Origin of the sequence: Chitinophaga dinghuensis (assembly GCF_003259435.1) — a bacterium.
Taxonomy (GTDB): domain Bacteria; phylum Bacteroidota; class Bacteroidia; order Chitinophagales; family Chitinophagaceae; genus Chitinophaga; species Chitinophaga dinghuensis.
In genome coordinates this window covers 175,708-197,747 of the sequence record NZ_QLMA01000002.1, presented here as the reverse complement: position 1 = coordinate 197,747, position 22,040 = coordinate 175,708, and the positions used below count along the sequence as shown (strand labels likewise).

The 22,040-nt window shown below is 44.5% G+C and carries 21 protein-coding genes; 8 read left to right on the top strand and 13 right to left on the bottom strand.

Translation table 11 applies throughout. The annotated features are described in order from the left end of the window. Positions 1 to 93 precede the first annotated feature (93 nt). Together CLV59_RS06060 and CLV59_RS06055 are read right to left on the bottom strand one after the other, a co-directional pair. On the bottom strand, positions 94 to 1,962 hold the full coding sequence (locus CLV59_RS06060) for a mechanosensitive ion channel family protein (protein ID WP_111591124.1): 1,869 nt from the start codon (positions 1,960 to 1,962) through the stop codon (positions 94 to 96). 79 nt (positions 1,963 to 2,041) lie between these two features. Beyond that, on the bottom strand, positions 2,042 to 2,494 hold the full coding sequence (locus CLV59_RS06055) for a methylglyoxal synthase (protein WP_111591123.1): 453 nt from the start codon (positions 2,492 to 2,494) through the stop codon (positions 2,042 to 2,044). A 224-nt stretch (positions 2,495 to 2,718) separates the two neighbouring features. On the opposite strand from CLV59_RS06055, the gene CLV59_RS06050 reads away from it, so the two are divergent. From CLV59_RS06050 to CLV59_RS06035, 4 genes are all read left to right on the top strand, one after another. Then, positions 2,719 to 3,315, top strand: a complete 597-nt coding sequence (locus tag CLV59_RS06050; RefSeq protein ID WP_111591122.1) for a NifU family protein — start codon at positions 2,719 to 2,721, stop codon at positions 3,313 to 3,315. Positions 3,316 to 3,415: 100 nt separating this feature from the next. Then, a complete protein-coding gene (locus tag CLV59_RS06045) occupies positions 3,416 to 5,098 on the top strand; it encodes a PNGase F N-terminal domain-containing protein (protein WP_111591678.1) in 1,683 nt (560 codons plus the stop codon). A gap of 58 nt (positions 5,099 to 5,156) precedes the next feature. Continuing rightward, positions 5,157 to 5,783, top strand: coding sequence for a nicotinamide riboside transporter PnuC (gene pnuC / locus CLV59_RS06040; protein WP_111591121.1), 627 nt, complete (start codon positions 5,157 to 5,159; stop codon positions 5,781 to 5,783). Beyond that, positions 5,780 to 6,319: an AAA family ATPase gene (locus CLV59_RS06035; protein ID WP_111591120.1), complete on the top strand. Its 540-nt coding sequence runs from the start codon at positions 5,780 to 5,782 to the stop codon at positions 6,317 to 6,319. The genes pnuC and CLV59_RS06035 overlap by 4 nt, the downstream gene beginning before the upstream one ends. Here the strand turns inward: CLV59_RS06035 and mtgA are convergent. Beyond that, entirely contained in the window at positions 6,303 to 7,019 is a 717-nt protein-coding gene (mtgA, locus tag CLV59_RS06030; protein ID WP_111591677.1) for a monofunctional biosynthetic peptidoglycan transglycosylase, read from the bottom strand. The genes CLV59_RS06035 and mtgA overlap by 17 nt on opposite strands. Before the next feature lie 72 nt (positions 7,020 to 7,091). Here mtgA and CLV59_RS06025 point away from each other — a divergent pair, with 72 nt between their 5' ends. After that, positions 7,092 to 7,709 (top strand): L-threonylcarbamoyladenylate synthase, encoded by a 618-nt coding sequence (locus CLV59_RS06025; RefSeq protein ID WP_111591119.1) that lies wholly within the window; start codon positions 7,092 to 7,094, stop codon positions 7,707 to 7,709. A gap of 146 nt (positions 7,710 to 7,855) precedes the next feature. On the opposite strand, the gene CLV59_RS06020 is transcribed toward CLV59_RS06025, so the two are convergent. From CLV59_RS06020 to polA, 3 genes are all read right to left on the bottom strand, one after another. Next, a complete protein-coding gene (locus CLV59_RS06020) occupies positions 7,856 to 9,001 on the bottom strand; it encodes a C1 family peptidase (protein ID WP_111591118.1) in 1,146 nt (381 codons plus the stop codon). Positions 9,002 to 9,085: 84 nt separating this feature from the next. Continuing rightward, on the bottom strand, positions 9,086 to 9,643 hold the full coding sequence (locus CLV59_RS06015) for a GNAT family N-acetyltransferase (protein ID WP_111591117.1): 558 nt from the start codon (positions 9,641 to 9,643) through the stop codon (positions 9,086 to 9,088). Positions 9,644 to 9,770: 127 nt separating this feature from the next. After that, positions 9,771 to 12,599, bottom strand: coding sequence for a DNA polymerase I (gene polA / locus CLV59_RS06010; RefSeq protein ID WP_111591116.1), 2,829 nt, complete (start codon positions 12,597 to 12,599; stop codon positions 9,771 to 9,773). Between the two features lie 113 nt (positions 12,600 to 12,712). On the opposite strand from polA, the gene CLV59_RS06005 reads away from it, so the two are divergent. After that, positions 12,713 to 13,042 carry an arsenate reductase family protein gene (locus tag CLV59_RS06005; RefSeq protein ID WP_111591115.1) on the top strand — a complete coding sequence of 110 codons (330 nt, stop codon included), beginning with the start codon at positions 12,713 to 12,715 and terminating at the stop codon, positions 13,040 to 13,042. 100 nt (positions 13,043 to 13,142) lie between these two features. Here CLV59_RS06005 and CLV59_RS06000 read toward each other — a convergent pair whose 3' ends face one another. Further along, positions 13,143 to 14,240 (bottom strand): glycosyltransferase, encoded by a 1,098-nt coding sequence (locus CLV59_RS06000; RefSeq protein WP_111591114.1) that lies wholly within the window; start codon positions 14,238 to 14,240, stop codon positions 13,143 to 13,145. A 333-nt stretch (positions 14,241 to 14,573) separates the two neighbouring features. Between CLV59_RS06000 and CLV59_RS05995 the strand changes: the two genes are divergently transcribed. Together CLV59_RS05995 and CLV59_RS05990 are read left to right on the top strand one after the other, a co-directional pair. Next, positions 14,574 to 14,822 carry a hypothetical protein gene (locus CLV59_RS05995; RefSeq protein WP_111591113.1) on the top strand — a complete coding sequence of 83 codons (249 nt, stop codon included), beginning with the start codon at positions 14,574 to 14,576 and terminating at the stop codon, positions 14,820 to 14,822. Positions 14,823 to 14,938: 116 nt separating this feature from the next. Further along, positions 14,939 to 16,078, top strand: a complete 1,140-nt coding sequence (locus tag CLV59_RS05990; RefSeq protein WP_111591112.1) for a formimidoylglutamase — start codon at positions 14,939 to 14,941, stop codon at positions 16,076 to 16,078. A gap of 99 nt (positions 16,079 to 16,177) precedes the next feature. Here CLV59_RS05990 and CLV59_RS05985 read toward each other — a convergent pair whose 3' ends face one another. The 6 genes from CLV59_RS05985 to CLV59_RS05960 form a co-directional block, all read right to left on the bottom strand. Beyond that, positions 16,178 to 16,588, bottom strand: a complete 411-nt coding sequence (locus CLV59_RS05985; RefSeq protein ID WP_111591111.1) for a lysozyme inhibitor LprI family protein — start codon at positions 16,586 to 16,588, stop codon at positions 16,178 to 16,180. Between the two features lie 65 nt (positions 16,589 to 16,653). Beyond that, entirely contained in the window at positions 16,654 to 17,049 is a 396-nt protein-coding gene (locus tag CLV59_RS05980) for a lysozyme inhibitor LprI family protein (RefSeq protein WP_111591110.1), read from the bottom strand. 11 nt (positions 17,050 to 17,060) lie between these two features. Continuing rightward, the gene (locus CLV59_RS05975) at positions 17,061 to 18,341 is read right to left on the bottom strand and encodes a M16 family metallopeptidase (protein WP_111591109.1); all 1,281 of its coding nucleotides are present in this window, start codon (positions 18,339 to 18,341) and stop codon (positions 17,061 to 17,063) included. Between the two features lie 43 nt (positions 18,342 to 18,384). Then, positions 18,385 to 19,623, bottom strand: a complete 1,239-nt coding sequence (locus tag CLV59_RS05970; protein ID WP_111591108.1) for a M16 family metallopeptidase — start codon at positions 19,621 to 19,623, stop codon at positions 18,385 to 18,387. Between the two features lie 63 nt (positions 19,624 to 19,686). Beyond that, positions 19,687 to 20,610: a retropepsin-like aspartic protease gene (locus tag CLV59_RS05965; protein WP_111591107.1), complete on the bottom strand. Its 924-nt coding sequence runs from the start codon at positions 20,608 to 20,610 to the stop codon at positions 19,687 to 19,689. A gap of 13 nt (positions 20,611 to 20,623) precedes the next feature. After that, complete coding sequence (locus tag CLV59_RS05960; RefSeq protein WP_245950817.1) at positions 20,624 to 21,919, bottom strand: aspartyl protease family protein; 1,296 nt, start codon at positions 21,917 to 21,919, stop codon at positions 20,624 to 20,626. Between the last annotated feature and the right edge of the window lie 121 nt (positions 21,920 to 22,040).

Here is a 22,040-nt window from a genome sequence, read left to right as displayed (position 1 = left end):
TGCCTTACTTTAATCCATAAAATGCGAAAATAGCAAAACGTATGCGACCCATACTTAATTATTTGATTATTAGTTTAAATACTGTTAAATCCGCTATTCCTTTCCTTTCATTTTTATGCCAAACGAAGGCGCTTCATAGTCCTTCGGTAAGTGATCTGAAGGAATGGTAGAACGATTACCATCACGGTGTGCATAATAATGGGGCGACATGATCTCCACGCCTGCTTTATTGAACTCATCCTGAATGTGTTGATGCAGATCAGAATAGATTTGCCCCATACTTTCAGGGTGATTCGTATAGGCGTTGATTTCATATGCGACTGCAAAATCATCGAGGCTGGTCTGCAATACAAAGGGCTGGCGGTCTCCCGAAATGCCTGCTGTCTGCCGCGCAGCGGCGATCAACAATTCGTGCACCTTGGGCCACGGTACATCATAGCCGATAGTAACCGTAGTATGCAGTATGAGTCCGAGTTCAAGACTGGAAGTAGAATAATTGATAGTATGTCCATTGAGGATACTAGCGTTGGGAACCGTGATCTCCTCATTGTGCACCGTACGCAAACGCGTTACCAGTAAGGTTTTCTCTATTACTTCTCCTGAGATATCGCCTAGTTTAATCTTATCGCCGATTTTGAACGGGCGCATGTAAGTAATTACAAAACCCGCTATGATATTGGATATAGCGGAGGATGATCCCAATGAAAACAATATTCCTAAGAACACAGATACTCCCTGGAAGATTTTTGAATCTGATCCGGGCAGATAGGGGAAGATGACAACAAACATGAATGCATAGAGCAAAAATTTTATACCACTGGCAGTAGGCTGCGCCCAGTCTGCATAAAACCCTCTGATGACGAGGTTGCCCGTCGCCACTTCCCTGGAGAGATAGTTAACAAGTTTCACCAGGTATCTGGTCATGATATAGATGACCAGTATGGTCAGTAATTTAGGGAGATACGCCACCACACCCATGATCATGGCTTTCAATGGCGAGAGTGTCCAGGTGATCAGCGCATCTGCGATGCCTTTTGTCCAGGGGAATATGCTGAAAACCGCTGGCAGCGTGATATACAGCACCACCAATATCACCACAATGCGAACGACCCTCAGTATATTGAAGGTAACGCGGAGTTGTTTCTCAGGATTAAGGACAGAATATCCTTTGACTTTCATCCCCTGGAAATAACGCTCTTTTTTTTGCAGAATGCGCAACCTGATTCTACGAAACAGGCGGTTGATAATGTATACGATCGCAGCGAACACCGCGAGAATCAGCAAGAGCAAAGCTACCCTGATGAATAGCGATTTCCAGCTGTTTTCGTCCTTGTATTTAGCGATAGCAGTATCGATTAGAGAGATATAGTGCTTGGCGACCTGCGTTTTGTCCTGTTCCAGCCAAAGGGCATCATCGTTGGTGATGGTAAACAGAATCATTTCCCCATAGGTAACATCCAGGTTATTTTCATTGGGAACCATTTTGATAGAATCAACCACGAAGAGCGGATCATCTCCCAGGCGTTGGATTTTCTGTTCAATATTAGCGGCTCTTTCACTGGGAAGCAGCGGACCTATTTTATTGTAGACATAGAAAAGCGTATCCTCAAACGGTTTTACCGGAATACCAGTGGAAATGGCCTTCAACTGCTGGATTCTTTGGATTTGCAGCACTTTTTTCAGGGAATCAGCCTGTTCTATGGCCGATAATCGTTTCATTAATTCCTGGCGGCGGGCGTCGTTCCCGGCTTTGAGAGCGGTTATTTCCTCCATCAAGGCCCGTTTTTCCATGGAATCTGCTTTCATCAGAGAGTCCGTTTCCCGGAGAACAGAAGTGGTGATGACCAGTTGGGAATCGGCCGCAGTGGGTTTCGCTGTGCGTGAAGAATCTTGCTGTGCAAGAATATTACTCGTGGTGGTTATCCACAAAAGGAAGGTCAAAACAGAACATAACAATCTCATTCCCGAAGCTTTAAATTAAAGTACGGAAAAAATCGCATGGATGTCTGTAAAGCGGGGAAATTTATAAAGGCAGATGCGGTTACACTTTTCTGCCGAGGTATTGCTTATAATCGGGAAGGATAACCTCATAATCCTGGTGCATCAGCGGGGATGTTAGCAGGAAATCCGCCGTAGATCGGTTGTTTGCAATGGGGATGTTCCATACTACGCCCAGGCGGAGCAACGCTTTGATATCCGGATCATGTGGCAGGGCTTCCATAGGGTCCCAGAAGAAGATAATGACATCCAGGGCGCCTTCTGCTACCAGGGCTCCTATTTGCTGATCACCACCCAGAGGGCCGCTCAACAGCTTGCGAACAGATACGTCCAGGGCTTCTTCAATCAGCTTGCCCGTTGTGCCGGTGGCATACAGCTCATGGCGACTCAAGACAGTCTTGTTGTAAGTGGCCCACTCTATCAATTCGGCTTTTTTGTGGTCGTGTGCAATTAACGCAATACGCTTGCGTGCTTTTAGTGTTTTTACTGTTTGCATATGTAGTACAAAAGTAATATAGGATGTGGAATAAATAAATGTTGATTTTGTTTAATGTTTGTGAAAATCAGGTGGAGAAGGGCTTCACTGATAATTGGGGGACAGTCAGGCCCAACTCATTGGTTTTTCCTATAACGATATTGTAAAATTCGATTGTAAAAGGCAGTCTCCGGGGTCAGAATCTCCCTTAAAACAGTTACCTTTGCAAGGTAAAATTGGATAAAATGATTAAAACAGGCAATCCCATTATCAGCATATACACGGAAATGACACCTAACCCGGAAACAATGAAGTTTGTTGCCAACAAACTCCTGTATCCAGGTAAGCATATCGATTTCCCAGATGAAGCCAGCGCTAAACCATCTCCTCTTGCAGTGGAACTGTTCAGTTTCCCTTTCATCAGAGGTGTGTTTATCATGGCTAATTTTATCACGCTTACCAAAACCAGTGAAACAGACTGGAATGATATTATCCCTACCGTTAAAGCCTTCCTGAAGGAATATCTGGAGGATAATCGTCCTGTTGTGAATGAGGATGAAGTGGTTGTTACTAAGGCTACTGCCAGCAACACTGTGAGCGCGGACGACAGCGATGTGGTGAAACGTATTAAGGAACTGTTGGAAAACTATGTTAAACCAGCCGTAGAAATGGATGGCGGAGCTATCCAGTTCAAAGATTATCACGACGGTACGGTGACACTGATGTTACAAGGTTCCTGCTCAGGCTGCCCATCTTCTATGATCACGCTGAAAGCCGGCATCGAAGGCATGATGAAGCGTATGATCCCAGAGGTGAAAGAAGTAGTGGCAGAAGCAGAATAAGCCATAGTTGAGTGAATGATAGTGTTAAATGAAAGCACAGTCTTATTGGCTGTGCTTTTTTATTTGTGACCAAACTTGTGACCAAAAAGCAATGAAAAAAATGAAAGGATTACTCGCCTGGATTTGTCTTGCCGCGGCCCTGCCAGCAGCCGCCCAGAAAAAGAAAACAGACAGTACTGTTGCCGTTATTACCTACGGCTTTGTCAACAACGGTAAACCTTCCAACGGAGAAGGCTTTAAAATGGCAGTGGATCATCAGCAGGTGCACCTCATCCCTGGTGGCAAAGCCCAGAAGGAACAACAATACCTGGATTACAACGACAATACCACCCTCCAGGTGCTGACCCTTCCCAACGGTGAAGTCTATACGCTGAAAAAACCTTTCGGCGAACATCCACAACCTGAGTTATTACCTGACACAGCTACCATCCTCGGGATCCCTTGCAAAAAGGCCAAGCTTTTCATTCGGTCCAATACTATTGAAGTATGGTACACCGACGCCCTCAAATTAAAAGGTACGCCTACGCTGAGCTACGCTCCTTCTCTCGGACTCGTACTGCGCGTAGTACGCAACGGTAACAGCGAAACCATTGCCCGCAAAATCGAATACCGCAAAGTAACGCCACAGGAACTGGCATGGCCGGTTAATTTCGGCGAAAAGGTAGACGATGCCGCTTACACACGCGCTGTAATTGATAGTCGCTATACTACCCTTCCTATTTTCCAGTCAGAGCAAATCAACTGGGGCAATAATACCCCTAATCCGGAAGGCGATCAGGCAGATAAAACCTACCACTTCGCCGGCGGAACAATCATTCTCAAAAAAGTGCACCTGCCTGCCAACAAGAAAGGCGAAAATATCTTCGCTGAACTGGTGCAGTATTCCAATGGCGATGCCTACGACCGTACCGGTTCTGTATTCGTTATTCCGACTACAACCGATACTACCTTTTTGGATGGTCTGAAAAAGGGCGTAGGTGCGTTGCCGTTATATCATGCGAGAAATGGTAAAAAATACCAAGGCATGGTGGCCACAGATCATTTCCTGCCTACGCTGGAAGTAATCCGCTTCTTCACTCCGTTTGGCGTTCGTCAGTTTAATAACCAGGTGAAAATCAAGGGATACAATTGGGCAGACTCTGTTATCTACAAACAAGATATTACGGAACTGAAAAGCGCTCTTCAGGGAGATGTTTGGATAGGCGTATACATCGGCAACTACGATAAAGGCGGTCATAAAGTGAGCCTGTCTTTCAAATATTATCCAGGGGATGAAGAGGAGACAACTAGCGGTCGTAACTGGGTTATGCCTGTCTTCAATACCACCAACGTAATGGAAATGGCGGGCCAGGAATACGCCACTTTGTTTGATCAGGATTCCCTGACAGTAACGGTAAATATTCCGGAAGGCGTAAAAAATTTACAGCTGCGTTACCTGACTACCGGCCATGGTGGCTGGGGAGGCGGAGATGAGTTCAATCCTAAGCAGAATGAGATTTTTGTGGATAACAAAAGCGTTTATCACTTTATCCCTTGGCGTACAGATTGTGCCACTTATCGTTATTCCAATCCTGCTTCCGGTAACTTCGGAAACGGCCTTTCTTCTTCAGACCTGAGCAGATCCAACTGGTGCCCGGGAACATTAAGTTCCCCGGTATTCATTAATCTGCCTGACCTGAAACCAGGCGTACATACCTTCAAAATTGCGATTCCGCAGGGTAAGCCTGCCGGTACCAGCCAGAGTTTCTGGAATGTATCCGGAACCCTGATTGGAGAAAAATAAATAACTGCCGGAAGCCGTAATCGATACGGCTTCCGGATTTTCGTTTTAATTTCACCCCATGAACGAAATATACCAGGAACTGCTGAATGGGTTTCATGAAATGTTGGGATGGGAACTAGTGGCTGTAATTTTTGGGGTCATCTCTGTTATCTTCCAGAAGAAAAATAATATTCTTGTCTATCCTACAGGGCTTATCAGCACTGGTATTTACGTTTACCTCCTCTCCCGCGAGCATTTCAAATTATATGCAGAAGCGACCCTGAATGCTTATTATTTCGTCATGAGCGTATATGGCTGGATTTACTGGGCTCGTCGCCGTGGGCAGTCCCATGAACACGTGAAGGTGAGTCGCAGCACTTCCCGGGAAATCTGGACAGCTATTGGAATAGCGGCATTCGGATGGGCTATTTTCTTCTATCTTTTGCATACATTCTCTAATTCCACAACACCGGCCTGGGATTCTTTTGTATCTGCTACTGCATGCGCCGGCATGTGGCTGTTGGCCAAACGTAAGATGGAAAACTGGATCTTGCTGAATATTTCCAACCTGGTGGCTATTCCCCTGTTGTTTTATAAGCATCTGTACCTCACCACGTTACTCACCATCTTTTTGTTTATCATTGCGATGTTTGGATATTTTAGCTGGCGCGATGAGGTGCTGGAAAATGAAAGTGCTGCATCATGAAAAAAGTAGTTGTAATAGGTCCTGAGTCTACAGGCAAAAGTACGCTGAGTGAAATGCTGGCCAAGCGATTTCATACCGCCTGGACCCCGGAATATGCCCGCGAATACATCGATCAGTTAAACAGACCTTACGAACAGGAAGATCTGCTGAAAATAGCGCAGGGACAACTGGAGCAGGAGAAGAAATATGCAGCAACCGCCAGGGAACTGCTAATCTGCGATACCGATTTATATGTGATCAAAGTATGGAGTGAGCATAAATATGCCGACTGTGATCACCGGATATTACAAATGATCGCGGAAGAAACATGCGACCTTTATCTCCTTACCCATATCGATATGCCCTGGGAAGAAGATCCTCAACGAGAGTATCCTGCTCCTGAAATGCGCGCATATTTCTATAATATTTACAAGGATATCGTGATGCAATCCGGCGTTCCGTTTGTGGATATCCATGGCAGTTATGAGCAGCGGGAAATGCTGGCAGTAGCTGCAGTGGAACAACTTTTACAGCAAGCGCCTACTTCTGGCTTGTGACCAATTCAGCGATATCCGGATCTGGCGCAATATTCCGCATTTGAATCAGAATTTTACGTTGTCTGTAAGCGGTAATGCGCGCAGGCGGATTCACCGTGTATTTGATAGGATTTGGAAGCGCAGCCGTAATCATAGCGGCCTCTTCCCGGTTGAGCTGAGCAGCACTTTTGTTGTAGTATGCCTGAGCGGCAGATTCAAAGCCAAACAGACCTTCCCCGGTTTCCGCCACATTGAGATATACTTCCAGGATGCGTTGTTTCCCCCAGATTTTTTCAATCATAAAGGTGAAATAGACCTCCAGCCCTTTCCGTACCCAGCTCCTTCCCTGCCATAGAAATACATTCTTGGCAACCTGCTGACTGATGGTACTGGCACCACGAATTTTTTTGCTGGTAGCATTATGTTTCATGGCTTTCTCGATCGATTTGTAATCGAAACCATCATGGTCAGTGAATAACTGGTCCTCACTGGCTATTACCGCCAGCTTAGCATGCTGGGAAATCTGGTTATAGTTAGCCCAGGTTTTATGTAGTTTTTTATCGGTACCCCAGAGGCTGAACCAGCTGGAGATCTCTGTTATGGTAATGGGCGGATTCACCCATTTTAGGATAATGATATATACAAATTGGGCAATAAATAAGACCAGTAGCACACGTTTCAATCTCCTCCACATTCTCGGAACAATTCCTTTAAGCTTCATCCAAGTAGGTTTAGAAAAATCGGCCCGAAAGTTAGTAAGATAAATTGACATGCATTTTCGTTAAATTTGAATATGCTTTTACATGTACATCCGGATAACCCAAATCCCCGCAATATCAAAACGATTGTCGAATGTCTTAAGGATGGCGGTGTGATTATTTACCCTACAGATACAGTGTATGGGTTGGGTTGTGATATTACCCAGCAGAAAGCGATTGAGCGCGTGGCACGCATTAAGCAGATAGATCCGAAGAAAGCGAATTTCTCCTTTATCTGTTATGATCTCAGCCATCTTTCCGATTACGCGAAAAGTGTGGATACGCCTGTCTTCCGTATGCTGAAGAAGGCGCTCCCAGGCCCTTATACGTTTATTCTCAATGCCAGTAAAATGGTGCCCAAGTTGTTGAAAACAAAAAAGGATACCGTGGGTATAAGGGTTCCTGACAATAATATTTGCAGAACTATCGTCAATGAGCTGGGTAATCCTATCATGAGTACCACTTTGCCAATTGAATATAATGTGGAAGAGTATACCGACCCGGAAGTGATCTATGAAAAGTTTGGTAAACTGGTAGATATAGTGGTAGACGGAGGTCCGGGAGGCATGGGTTTCTCCACGGTCGTTGATTGTACCGGCGATGAACCCGAATTGATTCGTGAAGGCATCGGAAGCTTCGAGGCGATCTCCTAATGGATTGAAATTAAATGTAGTGGACAAAGTCAATCAAATAAGGTTGACATCGTCAAAAAGAATAAAAAGACATAAAAAAATCCCGCCACGAGGGCGGGATCTTTTTTTATGGGAAATATCTTACCCAAACAAAGCCAGTACAGACCTTATTTAATTCCCAATTTCTTTGCAACATCAGCTGGTAATGCTTTTTTGTTTACCATGTAGCTGGTGGTTTTGTACTGGAAGTAAGGCAGAGAAGCGTAGAAGTAACCCTGACCGAAGTTTTCCGTACCCCAGGAGTTTTTAACACGGAAGTATTTTTTACCGTTCTGGTCTTTCACCATACCAACGATGTGCATACCGTGGTCGTCCTGAGTTTCGTAATTATCAAAAGCCTGTTGGCGCAGTTCAGCGGTGATGGTTTTCTCTTGAACTGGTTGCAGGAATGCGTTTTTCTTTTCGTCGGCAGACATATCAGTCCAGTCTTTTTCAGGAACGATTGCCAGACCTTCTTTAAAGTTGAAGCCTTTTTCACTTACATCAGCAGCCCATGCGATAGTATAACCGTTCATGATAGCGTTTTCAGCGATGTTGGTGAAATCGTTCATGTCTACGTTGTATACTTTTTCCCAATTCCAGTTGTCTGGTACTTCCAGTACAAACTGAGAGTTGTATGGATGGTGCGTGAAAGAAGTGATCAGTACATAATCATCTGCATTCAGACCCAGTTCTTTAGCGAAAGACTGCGGGGTGTAGGATTTACCGTTATAGTCAAATTTATTAGGAGCATCGCCCATGTAAGCATTCAGCACGCCGTCAAAAGCTCTTTTCCAATCTGCATTAATGGTGCCTTCGGTATTGCCGATTTTGGTCACCATGCCTTCGAGGAGGCTTTCCATTTCAGCGTGGTTGTATGATTTTTTGCGATTACCATCGTATACGCTCTGAGGAACCAGACCATATTCGCGCAGACAGAGGATATCGTCAGGGAATCCGCCACCTTCGCCGAAGTTAGCTTTAGCATGCATTCTTACGAAGTTGTTCGCTTTTAAAGGGTACATTTTACGCACTACGTACATTTCACTCAGGTTCAGGCCCTGGCCTTTGCCATTACGGAGCACTTCAGATTCCAGGAAGGACATGCCGGAGAAAGACCAGCAAGTACCTGTACGGCCTTGGTTCTGAACATCATAGGCATCCATATTCTTGATGGTGGTAAATTGATATTTGCTGCCCTCTACGTTGGTGTTGGTTTGCGCAAATGCCGCTGTACTGCAGAAAACGGCTGCACATATGATCCATTTTTTCATGGTACTATATTGACTGAAATTTTATCAAAGGACCAAATATAAGGGAAACGGTCCTATCAAAATGCTAAAAGTTTGATGAGCGGGTTATAACTCCGGTCGCTGTTCTGCGTGTATAATCAAGTCTTTTTCATACTGTTCACGGGTGATCTTCCACTCCCAGAGTTCCTCATTTTCCTTGTTCTTCATGGCTCCGGCGAAAGACATTCCAATTTTCTGTAATATTTTAACAGAGGCATTATATTCCTCTTCTGTATGGGCAATAACACTTTTCACATATGAATGACCAAAGGCAAAATTGATCAGTGCCTGGGCCATTTCAGTACCAAGCCCCTGTTCCCTGTACTCAGGACTGATTTCATAGGCAATTTCCACCAGGCCATTGGCATCCGGCTTCCCTTTGAAACCGCCAGCACCGATCAGCTCCCGTTTTTCCTGGTGGATAACCATGTAGAAAAACCAACCCAATAAAGTGGGATCATTTCTTAATTTATCATAGGTCACGAGAATTACTTCCGGATATTCAATCCAGTTTTCTGAGATGGTGATGCCCAGATGGTGGGCCAATACATCACTACCTTGAAGGAACAGTTCAAAATGTTGTAGTGTGCACGGCAACAATTGCAGGTGCTTTGTCAAAATCATTTGATAACGAGTCAAAAACTTTTGGGAATATAAATACTAAGGTTTTGGGATTCAATAAGTCAAAGCAGGTAGCCGGATGGTGTATATCCGGCTGCCTGAACATATAATGGGCCACAGTATATCTTACTTAGTGCGCTTCCAGCCAGTTGTTGCCAATTCCCATTTCTGCTTCTACAGGAACGTCCAGTGGCAAGGCATTGCGCATGCAATCAAGAATTACAGGTTTAATTGTTTCAATCTCTGAACGATGTGCATCAAATACAAGCTCGTCATGTACTTGCAGGATCATTCTGGACTTAAAGCCATTCTCTTTGAATGCTTTGTGAATGGATATCATGGCCAGTTTGATCATATCTGCTGCAGTTCCCTGGATCGGCATGTTGATCGCATTTCGTTCTGCAAACCCTCTTACTACTGCGTTGGATGAATTGATATCCTTCAGCCAGCGTTTACGTCCCAGGATTGTTTCTACATAGCCTTTTTTCTGTGCAGATTTTACCTGGTCTTCCATGTATTGCTTGATGGCAGGATATTGAGTGAAGTAGTTGTCTATCAATGTCTTGGCTTCTGATCTGCTGATGCCCAGATTTTCTGACAATCCGAACGCACTTACTCCATAAATAATACCAAAGTTCACACTCTTCGCATTCCGACGCATATCTGAAGTCACTTCATTCAATGGTACATTATACACCTTAGCCGCTGTCGCCGCATGAATGTCTGTACTAGAACGGAAGGCTTCTGTCATCTGTTCATCTTTACTGATAGCAGCAATGATGCGCAGTTCTATCTGGGAATAGTCGGCCGACAGTAACTGGAATTCCTCATTACGTGGAATGAACGCCTTACGTATCTCCCGCCCTCTATCTGTACGGATAGGAATATTCTGCAAATTCGGATTATTGGAGCTCAAACGACCCGTCACCGCAACTGCCTGATTATAGGAAGTGTGGATGCGATTGGTACGTTTATTCAGCAATAACGGTAACGAATCTACGTAGGTGGATTTCAGTTTACTCAGTTCGCGGAAGATGAGGATATCTTCTACGATTTTATGTTTGGCAGACAGCTTTTGCAGTACATCTTCGCCTGTAGCGTACTGGCCTGTCCTTGTTTTTTTGGCTTTTGGATCTAATTGCAGTTTTTCGAAGAGTATTTCGCCCAGTTGTTTGGGAGATGCCAGCTTAAATCGTTCGCCAGCCTGCTCATAAACACTTTCTTCTGCTCTTCTGATTTCTGTTTCCAGTTCGCGGGAATAGTCTGCCAGCGCTTTGGTGTCTATGGCAATACCTTCGTATTCCATGTCTGTCAACACTTTGGTCAGTGGCGTTTCCACATTGTAGAAAACGTTTTCCACTTGTTTGGAAGGGAGCATTGGCGTAAATACCTCTTTCAGCTGCAATGTTACATCTGCATCTTCGGCGGCATAGTCGGATACTTTTTCCACTTCCACATCCCGCATGCTGAGTTGATTTTTCCCTTTTCCGATCAGCGTTTCAATCGAAACAGGCTCATATCCAAGGTATTGCGCACTCAGGTAATCCATACTGCGTCTGCCTTCCGGCTCAACGAGATAGTGAGCCAGCATGGTATCAAACACCTTACCTTTTATTTCGAAGCCATACCATTTAAGAATGATCATATCATATTTGAGGTTCTGGCCTACAAAAAGAATGGATTCATTGTCAAACAGCGGTTTGAATTCATTGAATATCTGGATAACTGCCTCCCGATCTGCGGGCATAGGCACATAGTAGGCTTCTCCTTTTTTCCAGGAAAAACTCATCCCTACGATATCTGCTTCATTGGGATCTTTGCCGGTCGTTTCTGTGTCGAAGGCTATTTCCTTTTGTTGGAGCAGGTCTTTCAACAAGGCTGCTCTTTTTTCTGGCGTATCTACCAGATGATATTCGTGCGGAGTATTGTTGATATTTTTTTCCGGAGCGATAAAGCTGCCGCTGCTTCCTTCTTCTGTAGCAATAGCAGCAGGAGCTTCAGCGGTGGCGGTTACATTCCCGAAGAGGTCTGTCTGCACAGCAGAAGGTCTTGCGGGCGCTTCCTGGTTGGCGCCGGAAGAAGCGAATGAATCGCCCAGAATACGTTTACCCAGCGTTTTAAACTCCAGTTCTGTGAAGATTTCTGTGAGTACGTCGCGTTTGTATTCTTTCAGGCAGAAGTCTTCCTCATGGAAAGACACCGGAACATCTGTGATGATGGTCGCCAGTTGTTTGGAGAGCAGCGCGTTTTCTTTACCTGCTTTGATTTTCTCTCCCATTTTTCCACCGATGGAATCTGCATTTTCCAGCACATTTTCCAGTGTTTCAAATTGTGCCAGCAGTTTCATGGCGGTTTTCTCTCCTACGCCGGCGATACCGGGGATATTATCCACCGCATCACCCATAAGACCAAGAATATCAATCACCTGCGACACATTTTTGATCTGCCATTTATCGCAAACCTCTTTGGGGCCCATGATTTCTTCCTTGCTGCCCATGTATGGCGGCTTATAGATGAAGATATTATCGCGAACAAGTTGGCCATAGTCTTTATCCGGCGTTACCATGTAAACGGTGTAACCGGCATCAGCCGCTTGCCAGGCGAGTGTTCCGATCACATCGTCGGCCTCATATCCGTCTACTTCCAGCAAAGGAATGTTAAAACCTTCGAGGATTCGGCGGATATCGGGCAGAGCGTCCAGGAGGTCTTCCGGAGCGTCTTCACGATTGGCTTTATAGTCGGTGAAGGTGGTATGTCTTTCCGTTGGCGCATGCGTATCAAAAGCAACGGCCAGGTGGGTGGGTTTTTCTTTATTGATGAGATCCAGTAATGTTGTAGTGAATCCGAACTGCGCATTGGTATTGCGCCCGGTGCTGGTCATGCGCGGATTTCTAATCAGGGCGTAATAAGCCCTGTAGATCAATGCCATAGCATCCAGTAAAAATAGTTTCTTTTGCATCGCTAAACCTACGAGTATTAATTTGAATGTACAAAATTAAGGGATGCCTGTCAGTATTCCTTTGAGAGAATATCTGAGGGGAAAAATTACATTTGTTACCTGAAATTACAGATATGAAAAAGATATATCATCTTTCCACCTGCGGAACCTGCAAGAAGATCCTGGAAGAAACACAGGCATTAGCACGAGGCTTTGTATTACAAGATATAAAAAAGGAAAAAATTACAGCGGATCAGTTAAAAGAAATGAAAGAACTGGCTGGTAGTTATGAGGCATTGTTCAGCAGGCGTTCCCAGAAGTACCGCCCAATGGGACTTCACGAAAAGCAACTGACAGAAAAAGATTATCACGACCTAATTCTGGAAGAATATTCTTTCCTGAAACGTCCGGTAGCCATTGCAGATGGCAAAATATACATCGGTGCTGATGTGAAGAATATTTAGCCCGAAGACTTGTTGTCTGCGGTAGCAAAGCAATAAACAAACATGAAACGGGAATAAAACAATAAGCCTATCACATCGTGATAGGCTTATTGTTATTTAGCTATTGGAGCGATTTGATAAAATCTTGCACAACAGCTTTATATTTTGTCATATCCTGTTCGTGTTGGAAAGATTTGAAAGGAAATGCGGCCGCGTCTTTCAAGGCACGGTCCAGGCTGAATTTCTCCTGTGGCAAAGAGTAGAAATATCCTTTTTCCATCAGATATTCACCCAGGTATACCTGCTCTGATTGGCCGGGAGTAGGTACCAGGATGGCTTTTTTATTCAGTTTTACCAGGTCCATCAGGGTCGTGTAGCCGGAACGGCTCAATACCATGTCGGACGCCAGCATCGCATCATTTAAGGCCGTAGCGTTCAGGTGGTTCACCTGTGTGACGCCAGGAGCGATTTCTTCTGATTGCGGAGTACCTGGTTTTCCACTGACAATCAATGCGGTAATAGACAAATCTTTGATTTGGGAGATGACCATTTTCTCCAGGTTGGAGCGTTGTGGTTCAGGTCCGGAAATAAGCACCAGCAAATCATACTTTTTCTTCACCTCTTCTTTGGGCTCAAAGCGGCTCAGGCAGCCGAGGTAAGTGGTATGTGGCGGCAAAACCGCCGGATGCGCCAGCTCACCAGAGAGATTATTATCGCCAGTGAAATCCGGTATCCAGCATGCGCTGTATTTTTTGATGAAATTGTAATTGATTTTCATCAAAGTACGTTCAATCCAACCACCAAAAGGCGTCTTAATCAACAGCTGATGTGTGATAAAAACAGTGGGGATGGACTTATGGTACAGACCGAATCGGTTATCAGAAATTACCGCATCAATTCCATGCTCTTTTACGATCTTTTTCAGCCATTTCTGTTCATTCTTAACAGCCCAATAAATTTTAGGAATTTGTTGAATGATTTTCAGACCGAAAAATTGCCCTTTTTGCGCATATTGAATACGATATCCAGGCAGCGGAAAGATAGTGATGTCAGGGAATTCCTGTTGTAAAAGTGCTGCATGTTTGCCTTCGGCAGCAATAAATACTTTACATCCTGCGTTTAGCATTTCATGGATCAGAGGAATATCCCTGGTGGCATGTCCAAGGCCCCAATCCAACGGCACGACAAGAATTTTTCTGGGAGACAGGATTGTGGACAAATATTTAAATTTTTTTTGCGAATTTAGCTTAAATTACAAATGGACATTGTTAAGAAAAGGTAAACTCTGAGACTGGAATTTTTAATTAGCTTAAGTATATAATCAACAGTATGAATAAGATAAAATGGGTGGTAATTGTTCTTCTTTGTGGAAGTCTGGCTATGGAAGGATGCAAGGTATTTAAGAAAAATGATTGCGGATGTCCCACCATGAACAAAAAAAGAATGCATTAACACTCACGTACCAACGGCACTAAAGAATTAGCCTTATCTTTTGGGATTATCCCATGAATACCTACCAAACAATATTTTCGGGGAATAACAATTATTTTTCATGAAACCTGTAGATAGAGATTTACTGATCCTGCTACATGAAGATAGGTACACAGAGCAGCAAATTCAATCTGCCGTTAGACAGATCAGCGAGATGTTGACGTTGATAGAGACAATGGATTATCTGTGTGCAGTAGTAGAAGTAGCCAACTGTAATAAGAGTAAAGTTTACAACAAACGTTCCGTGCTGGAGAAAGCCATCTCCCGGAAGGCACATAAGCCATTTGAATTTATTATTCACAAGAACTAATAGCAGTCGGGTCTCACTCATCTGCCCATATTTTTGTGCCCATATTTTAGCGTTTTGCTTTGATTCTTAATTAAAATTCTTGTTGTACGTTTGCCATCATTAAATCCTATTAACTGATGGCTGATTTTTCGCACCTGCAGGATTTTCTGCACCCTATTTCCAAAGCCTTGCTGAATGATGATCTGGAATATGACGGATTCCAGGTGGGCGGTATTATTGACGCATATGAAGCCAATCATATCCCCGATCTAGATGCCGCAGATATCATCTTGCTCGGTGTAGGCGAAGAAAGAGGCAGCGACTCCAACAAAACCGGCACCAACGGTCCGGATATGATACGCAGAGAATTATTCCGCCTGTATAACTGGCATCGGGATATCAAGCTGGCAGATGTGGGAAACCTACGCTCCGGCGCATTTCTTGCCGATGCCTACGCCGCCATGAAAACGGTTATCGCTGATTTACTGCAATCTAAGAAAACAGTGATCATCCTGGGCGGATCTCATGATCTTACCTATGCACAATACAAAGCATATGCTGCCCAACAGCTTATTATAGAAGCCACCGTAGCGGATGCACTGATAGATCTGAAAGAAGACTCCAATATTCGCAGTGAACGCTTCCTCATGGATATGCTCACAGAACAACCGAATTACCTGCGTCATTATAATCACCTGGGCTTCCAAAGTTATTTCGTACATCCGAGAATGTTAGAAACGCTGGATAAACTTCGGTTTGATTGTTATCGACTGGGACGAATACGCGAGAATATGGAAGAAGCCGAACCAGTTTTGCGCCATTCCGATATGTTTAGCCTGGACATCAATATTATCCGACATACGGACGCCCCTGCCAATCATCTCTCCCCTAATGGCTTCAGTGGTGAAGAAGGTTGTCTGCTGGCCCGTTATGCCGGTATGAGCAGTCGCTTAAGCAGTTTCGGTATTTACGGTTACCGTCCTGAAAAAGATAAGGAAAACCTTACTGCCCGCCAGATTTCACAAATGATCTGGTATTTCATGGATGGAAGAGCCATCAAAAATAAAGAAGCATTGCTGGAACATCGCGATTCTTTCTGGGAATTTCATATAGCCTTCTCCGATATAGACACCGTTTTTCTGAAAAGTAAAAAAACAGGCCGCTGGTGGATGCAATTACCGGATCATGAGTTTGTTCCATGTGCATATAATGACTACCTGCTGGCTAGCAACAATGAAATACCTGAACGCTGGTTACGCCACCAGGAAAGGTTTTAGCAGGAATCCGAATAAAAATTATTGTAAGGTACCGCCGCAGTACGCGGCGGTACAAATTGCAGGTTCAGGTGTTGTATGCTTCAGCCAATGAAGGCCGTATTAAATCTCATATTCACGATACAACTCGGATAACCGCTCTTTCAGAAAAGCGGCTTTGTTATCTGTTGAAATCATATCATCGTCAAGACCTTGCATGGTGCTTTTATGCAGCTTTTCCACACGTTCGTCTATCTTTTTGAAATAAGCGTCTTTTTTCTCTTCCCAGGTAAACTGTTCCGATTGTAGCTTGCTGGTGCGGGTAGCATCCAGGTGAGCGTATAATTGCTGCATAGTGGCCGACAGGGTGCTGTCGAGCTCCCGGTAATACACAGCGGCACAGTTGTACATATTGCTGCTTTTAGCAAGGCATTGCTGGTACCTGGCTTCGATAATATCGAGCGGGGTTGCCTGCTGCTGGGCGTAGGATGTAGCACACCCGAAAATGGCGAGTATAGGGATCAGGTTTCGCATAGGATATCTATCTATGCGACAAAAATATGATTATATGCCGAAAAATACTAATTCGAGATGAAGAGTTATTGTCGGGCGCCTACGGAACCGGTGCAGGTTTCCCCCGGCGGAAGGCCGTTTACCCATACCCGTAGGGCTTCTACGCGCTGTGTAGTTAATTCTGTGAGGTAGTTGGCTTTACATACAGGAAACATGCTGCCATAGTTTTTGGCGGGCTCTGGAAACATGGCTTTTACCTGCGCATCCCGAAACTGCATCCAGAGTCTTTGTGCATCACGGAGATTGGAAAGGAAAGTTTTATTCGCTGAATAGTCTTTCAGGATGTTTTGGTAGACTTCATTCAACTGTTTATCAGCCGTTTTATAAGCTTCGTTGGCTTGCTTATTCATCTCTGCCTGTGTCTGAGCAAAGCCCTTGCTGATGGCAGTGAACAGCAACAGGCAGATGATGATGTATTTCATTTTTAACCAAATTAGATCACTACTAATTCATAGAAGTCGGCAGGCGACATATACTGCTTCGCAACATGTTGCAGTTCTTCGGCAGTGATGGTTTTAATGATATTGATATTGTTATAGAAATAATTTTCGTCCAGATCATTGAGGATCAGGTTCTTCCAGCGTTGGATAATCTGGAAAGCGCCGTCCAGATCGCCGAGGATGGAACCGATCATGTAGTTGCGTACCAGATCCAGTTCTTCCTGCGGAATAGGAACATTTTGCAGTTGTTCCATTTCTTTGTAGACTTCTGCAATGGTAGCTTCGCATACATCGCGTCCGGCTTCTGTCTGGATATTCAGGGCACTCACCTGACGGAAGTTATACAGTTGGGAATAGATACCGTAAGTGTATCCTTTTTCCTCTCTGATATTGCTCATCAGTCTGGACCCGAAATAGCCGCCGAATATGGTGTTGAGCACCAGCATCTTTGGAAAGTCAGGATGGTAACGGTTCGGGAAAGGTCTGGCAATACGCACCGCGCCTTGTACGCCGTTCTCGTCGTTGAAGATTCTGAATTTCTTTTCTTCTGCTGGCTGAATAGGCAGATCCAGGCGTTGAATTTTAGATTCGCCATTCCATTTAGAGCTGCCGAAATATTTATTTAGCAGTTCGATCATATTGTCCGGAAGATTACCTGCAACAAAGATTTTACAGTTGTTGTAGGTGTAGTGTTTCTTGTAGAAACCTTCCAGGATTTCTCTTTGCAGTGCATCGTATCCCATCATGGAGCTCACGCGGCCATAAGGGTGAAACTCTCCAAACAGGTACTGATCAATGAACCGATTGGCCACAAAATCGCATTTCTGGAGGTTTACAGCCAGTTTTTGCTTCTGATTCTGCTTATAGATGTTCAGCTCCTCTTCCGGGAATACAGGGTCTAAAATGACCTCCTGCATCACAGGGAGCAATACATCCGTATGCTTAGTGAGGCAATGTAGCGTGTAAGTGGCGTTTTCGTGGTAGGTATTACGGTTCAGATAAGCGCCGTAATACTCAATGCTTTCATTTATCTCGAGCGCTGTATGCTTACTGGTACCGGTTTTCATCAGGAAATTGGTAGCCTGGGCCTGCATACTCTGGTTTTCATACCAGGTGCCGGCAGGGAATACCATTTCCAGTTGAAGCGTATCCTGTTCGTTGGATTTAACCACGTATACAGGAATACCGTTATCGAGGGTGAATTTTTCGTAAGGCTTAAGACTTATATCAAACTCCACAGCATCTTTAATCGCAGGAGGAATACTTCTGTTCATCGTCTAATGTTTTGGTCGATGGGTAGCAGCATGCTGCACGACATCAGTTTTCAGCGTAATAGTAAATTGTGTTGGAGTTCTTATCGTCAAACAGCACCTGGGCTTCGCGATGAAGATCTTCAGCGGTTACATTTTCGTAGTTGCTGAATTCTTTATTCATCATTTCTGCGTCGCCGAGGAGTTCGTAGAAAGCCAGGTTGTTGGCGCGATTGAGCAGGCTCATATCTTCAAATGCCAGCAGACTTTCTACACGATTTTTTACCTTCTGGAGTTCTCTTTCCGGAATGATCTCCGCTTTCAGCTTTTCCAGTTCTACCTGGATGGCTTTCTCTGCATCTTTCATCTTCACCCCTTTCACCAGTTTGCCTTCTATGGTCAGCAATCCGGCATCCAGGCTACCAAAATGATAACATTCAATATTGGAGAAGAGTTTTTTCTCTTTTACCAGTACCTGGTGCAGGCGGGAAGCGCCGCCGCCACCGAGAATATCAGAGATCAGATCAGCAGCATAATAACGCTTGTCTGAACGGGCCTGCATATGATAACACTTATACAGCGCATCCAGTGGAACATTCGATTTTATTTCCAGCACATGAGGCTCCGATTGTTCGGGCTCCTGTGGTAAATTACGATTGTATTTTTCGCCGGATGGAATGTCTCCGAACCACTTCTCTGCCAGGGCTTTCACCTGTTCGGTGGTTACATTTCCTCCTACGGAGAGAATCGCATTTACAGGACGATAATACTTAAAGAAGAATGCTTTTACATCTTCCAGCTTGGCGTCTTCGATATGCGAAAGTTCCTTACCGATGGTCATCCAGCGATAAGGGTGCGTTTTGTAAGCCAGGGTGCGCATCTTATGCCAGATATCCCCATATGGCTTATTGATATAATGTTCCTTGAACTCTTCACAAACCACTTTCCGCTGTACATCCAGACTCTTTTCACTGAAGGCAAGCGATAACATACGATCGCTTTCCAGCCAGAATGCTGTTTCGATGTTTTCTGCCGGTAAGGTGATATAGTAGTTCGTAAGGTCGCTGGTGGTGTAGGCGTTGTTTTCGCCGCCTGCCATTTGCAGTGGCTCATCATATTCTGGAATATTGACAGAACCACCGAACATCAGGTGTTCGAAGAGGTGTGCAAAGCCTGTCTGTTCCGGATTTTCATCTCTCGCACCTACATCATACAGCACATTCAGGACCGCCATTGGTGTGGTGTGATCCTCATGTACTATTACACGAAGTCCGTTCGCTAAGGTGAATTTATTGTAATGAATCATATGCCTGTTTGATAGTTGAGGGTAAAAGTAAAGATAATCCCTTATATGCAACTATGAGTCAATCTATTCCAGAAAGAGCTCTTTTTTATTGTAGTTGATAGTTACCGTGAAATGTTTCCACACGTCATAGCCAATAGCGCCAGCAATTTCCACGAATACGCCTACATCGTCCACGTCTTTGCAATAGCTGACAGGCACGCTTGAAACCGATCTGCCGGCCATTTGCAGCTGAGGGATACTGCTGTTAATGTAATACAGGACTTTGGCCATATCCTGCACTTTGTCAGTATTGATGGTAGGCAGGATTGTGTTCAGCTTATACTTTTCCACGAATGGCCAGTTAAACAGGACCCCATAATCGCCGCCAGTGGTCACGTGGTAATTACCCATTAATGCAGTGCCATTCGGAAGCTTGATAGACGCTTCCACTACTGGTGTGGTATAGTTAAGTTCAAAATGCATAAGTTGACCAGCAGTAGTCACTTTGGTTTTACCATTGGGGAAGAATTGCAGTTGCTGATTTTTGTAATCAATCCTGATAATATACATCCGCATCAACGCTACGCCAATCACGCCATCGATGCTGGTTTTTTCAGTGCCGAGATCCCGAAGGTCTTCCAGGTATGCATTGACATATGGCATTCGTATATCCTTGATATACAGTGCGTTTATAGTCACGACAGGTACCTGAATCATGCCGTTGTTGACACCGCTCATGAATGCCTGTCGGTTACTGGGCACTTTGAGTCGCTCTGCCGTACGTGTATTCATTACCGTTACCTCTGCTCCGCTGTCGAAAATGAAATGCAACGTATCGCTGCTACCGGATAAGGTAACAGGGAAAACGATATGGTTATTGACCAAAGTGAACGGGATGACGCCCGCTGGTTTGGTGTTATCTGGTTCCGCTGATGCGTTTTTGCGCTGTGCGCTTGCATTTGTACAGGCAGCGGCAATCACGATGAGTATCCAATAGATTCGCCACATGCCACAAATAACGTTAAAGAATACTTTTTATTGGTAATTTTTTAACGGAAAGGTCCTTGTCCCTGCGAATAAGTATCACCGCTCTACTGCCGATATTCTTCAGCATCTCACGGAAAACCTGGAGATTGGGGGCCATATAGTTATTGATCGCCATGATAACATCGCCTTTTTGAAAGCCTGCTTTTTCTGCCGGCGAACCTTTGATAACATCCGTTACTTCTACCTGACCATCAATGAGATAGATAATCAATCCCGTATAGGAATAGTCGAATATATCCCTGAAATGGGTATTGGGTAAAAGGTAAATTTCTTTCTTCGGATAGTTTAGGATCAGGTTAAATCGGCGTAGCAGATCATTCCCAATCATACCGCCCAGATATGGATAAGAAGTGACGCTGTAAATGTCGTCGAATAAATAAGTAGGAACATTACGGAAAGTATAGTTGCCCACTTTTATTTCCTGAATAGTGGTCAGGTTCATTTGCATACGTCCTCCCAGTCCCTGGGCTTCTGTCTGGATAATTTTCCTTTTACGTTTTTTATCTGCCAACAGCGCGCTGTCGTTCACAAACTGGTTGGAAAGCAATAGGCACATACCGGCGCCGGTATCGAAGAAAAACCGGTTACTGGTGTTGGCTTTGCCATTTCTTATTGGAGCAGAAATAATAGGGATCGTTGTTAAAGAAGGGCGCAGGGTCATACCTCCTTTCGGATAGGGATATTTGCCTGGGGAATAGACGCCTATCTCCTCTAAATCATAATCTACTGTAACGATATAACGACTGAGCAGACTATATCCGATGATGCCATCCACCTGAAGTCCATATACCTGGCTAATTAATTCATAATCATTGATATAGAAATCGAGACTGTCCACCACGAGGCCGGGAAGGATAAGGGTTTGATCCATGGCAAAAGAAACTTGTTTGGCGCTTGCCAATCCTTTGACCGTTCTGTCGGATGGCACGAGCGAGAGACCAAGTCTCGTTGCGGTAGAAGTATCCAGGGAGATGCCGGCACTTCCGGTATCCAGGATAAACTGAAGCGTATCTGAATGGCCTTTCAGCACGGCCTGCACCACAACAACTCCCCCATAATATTGCTTGAACTTGAATTTGGTGAGCAGGACGGAATTGGGAAGACTGTCATTATCTTGTGGGTCATTGGCATAAGGATATTCAGCGCGGTAGGTACTGGCGTTGGCTTGCTGATAACAGCATGTTGCTGACAGGGACAGCAAGATGCATAACAGAAATGGTTTAAACATGATGGGGAAGATCTGGGTATCGTATTTTTCTAAATTTAACATTTAAAACCTTTCGTATAAAATATTTTTATGCTGTTGGACAATTATAAGGATGAAAGATTCCTAGGCATTATATATAAGCAATTACACTACCTTTGTTTCGGCTTAGCCGTCAACTATTAAG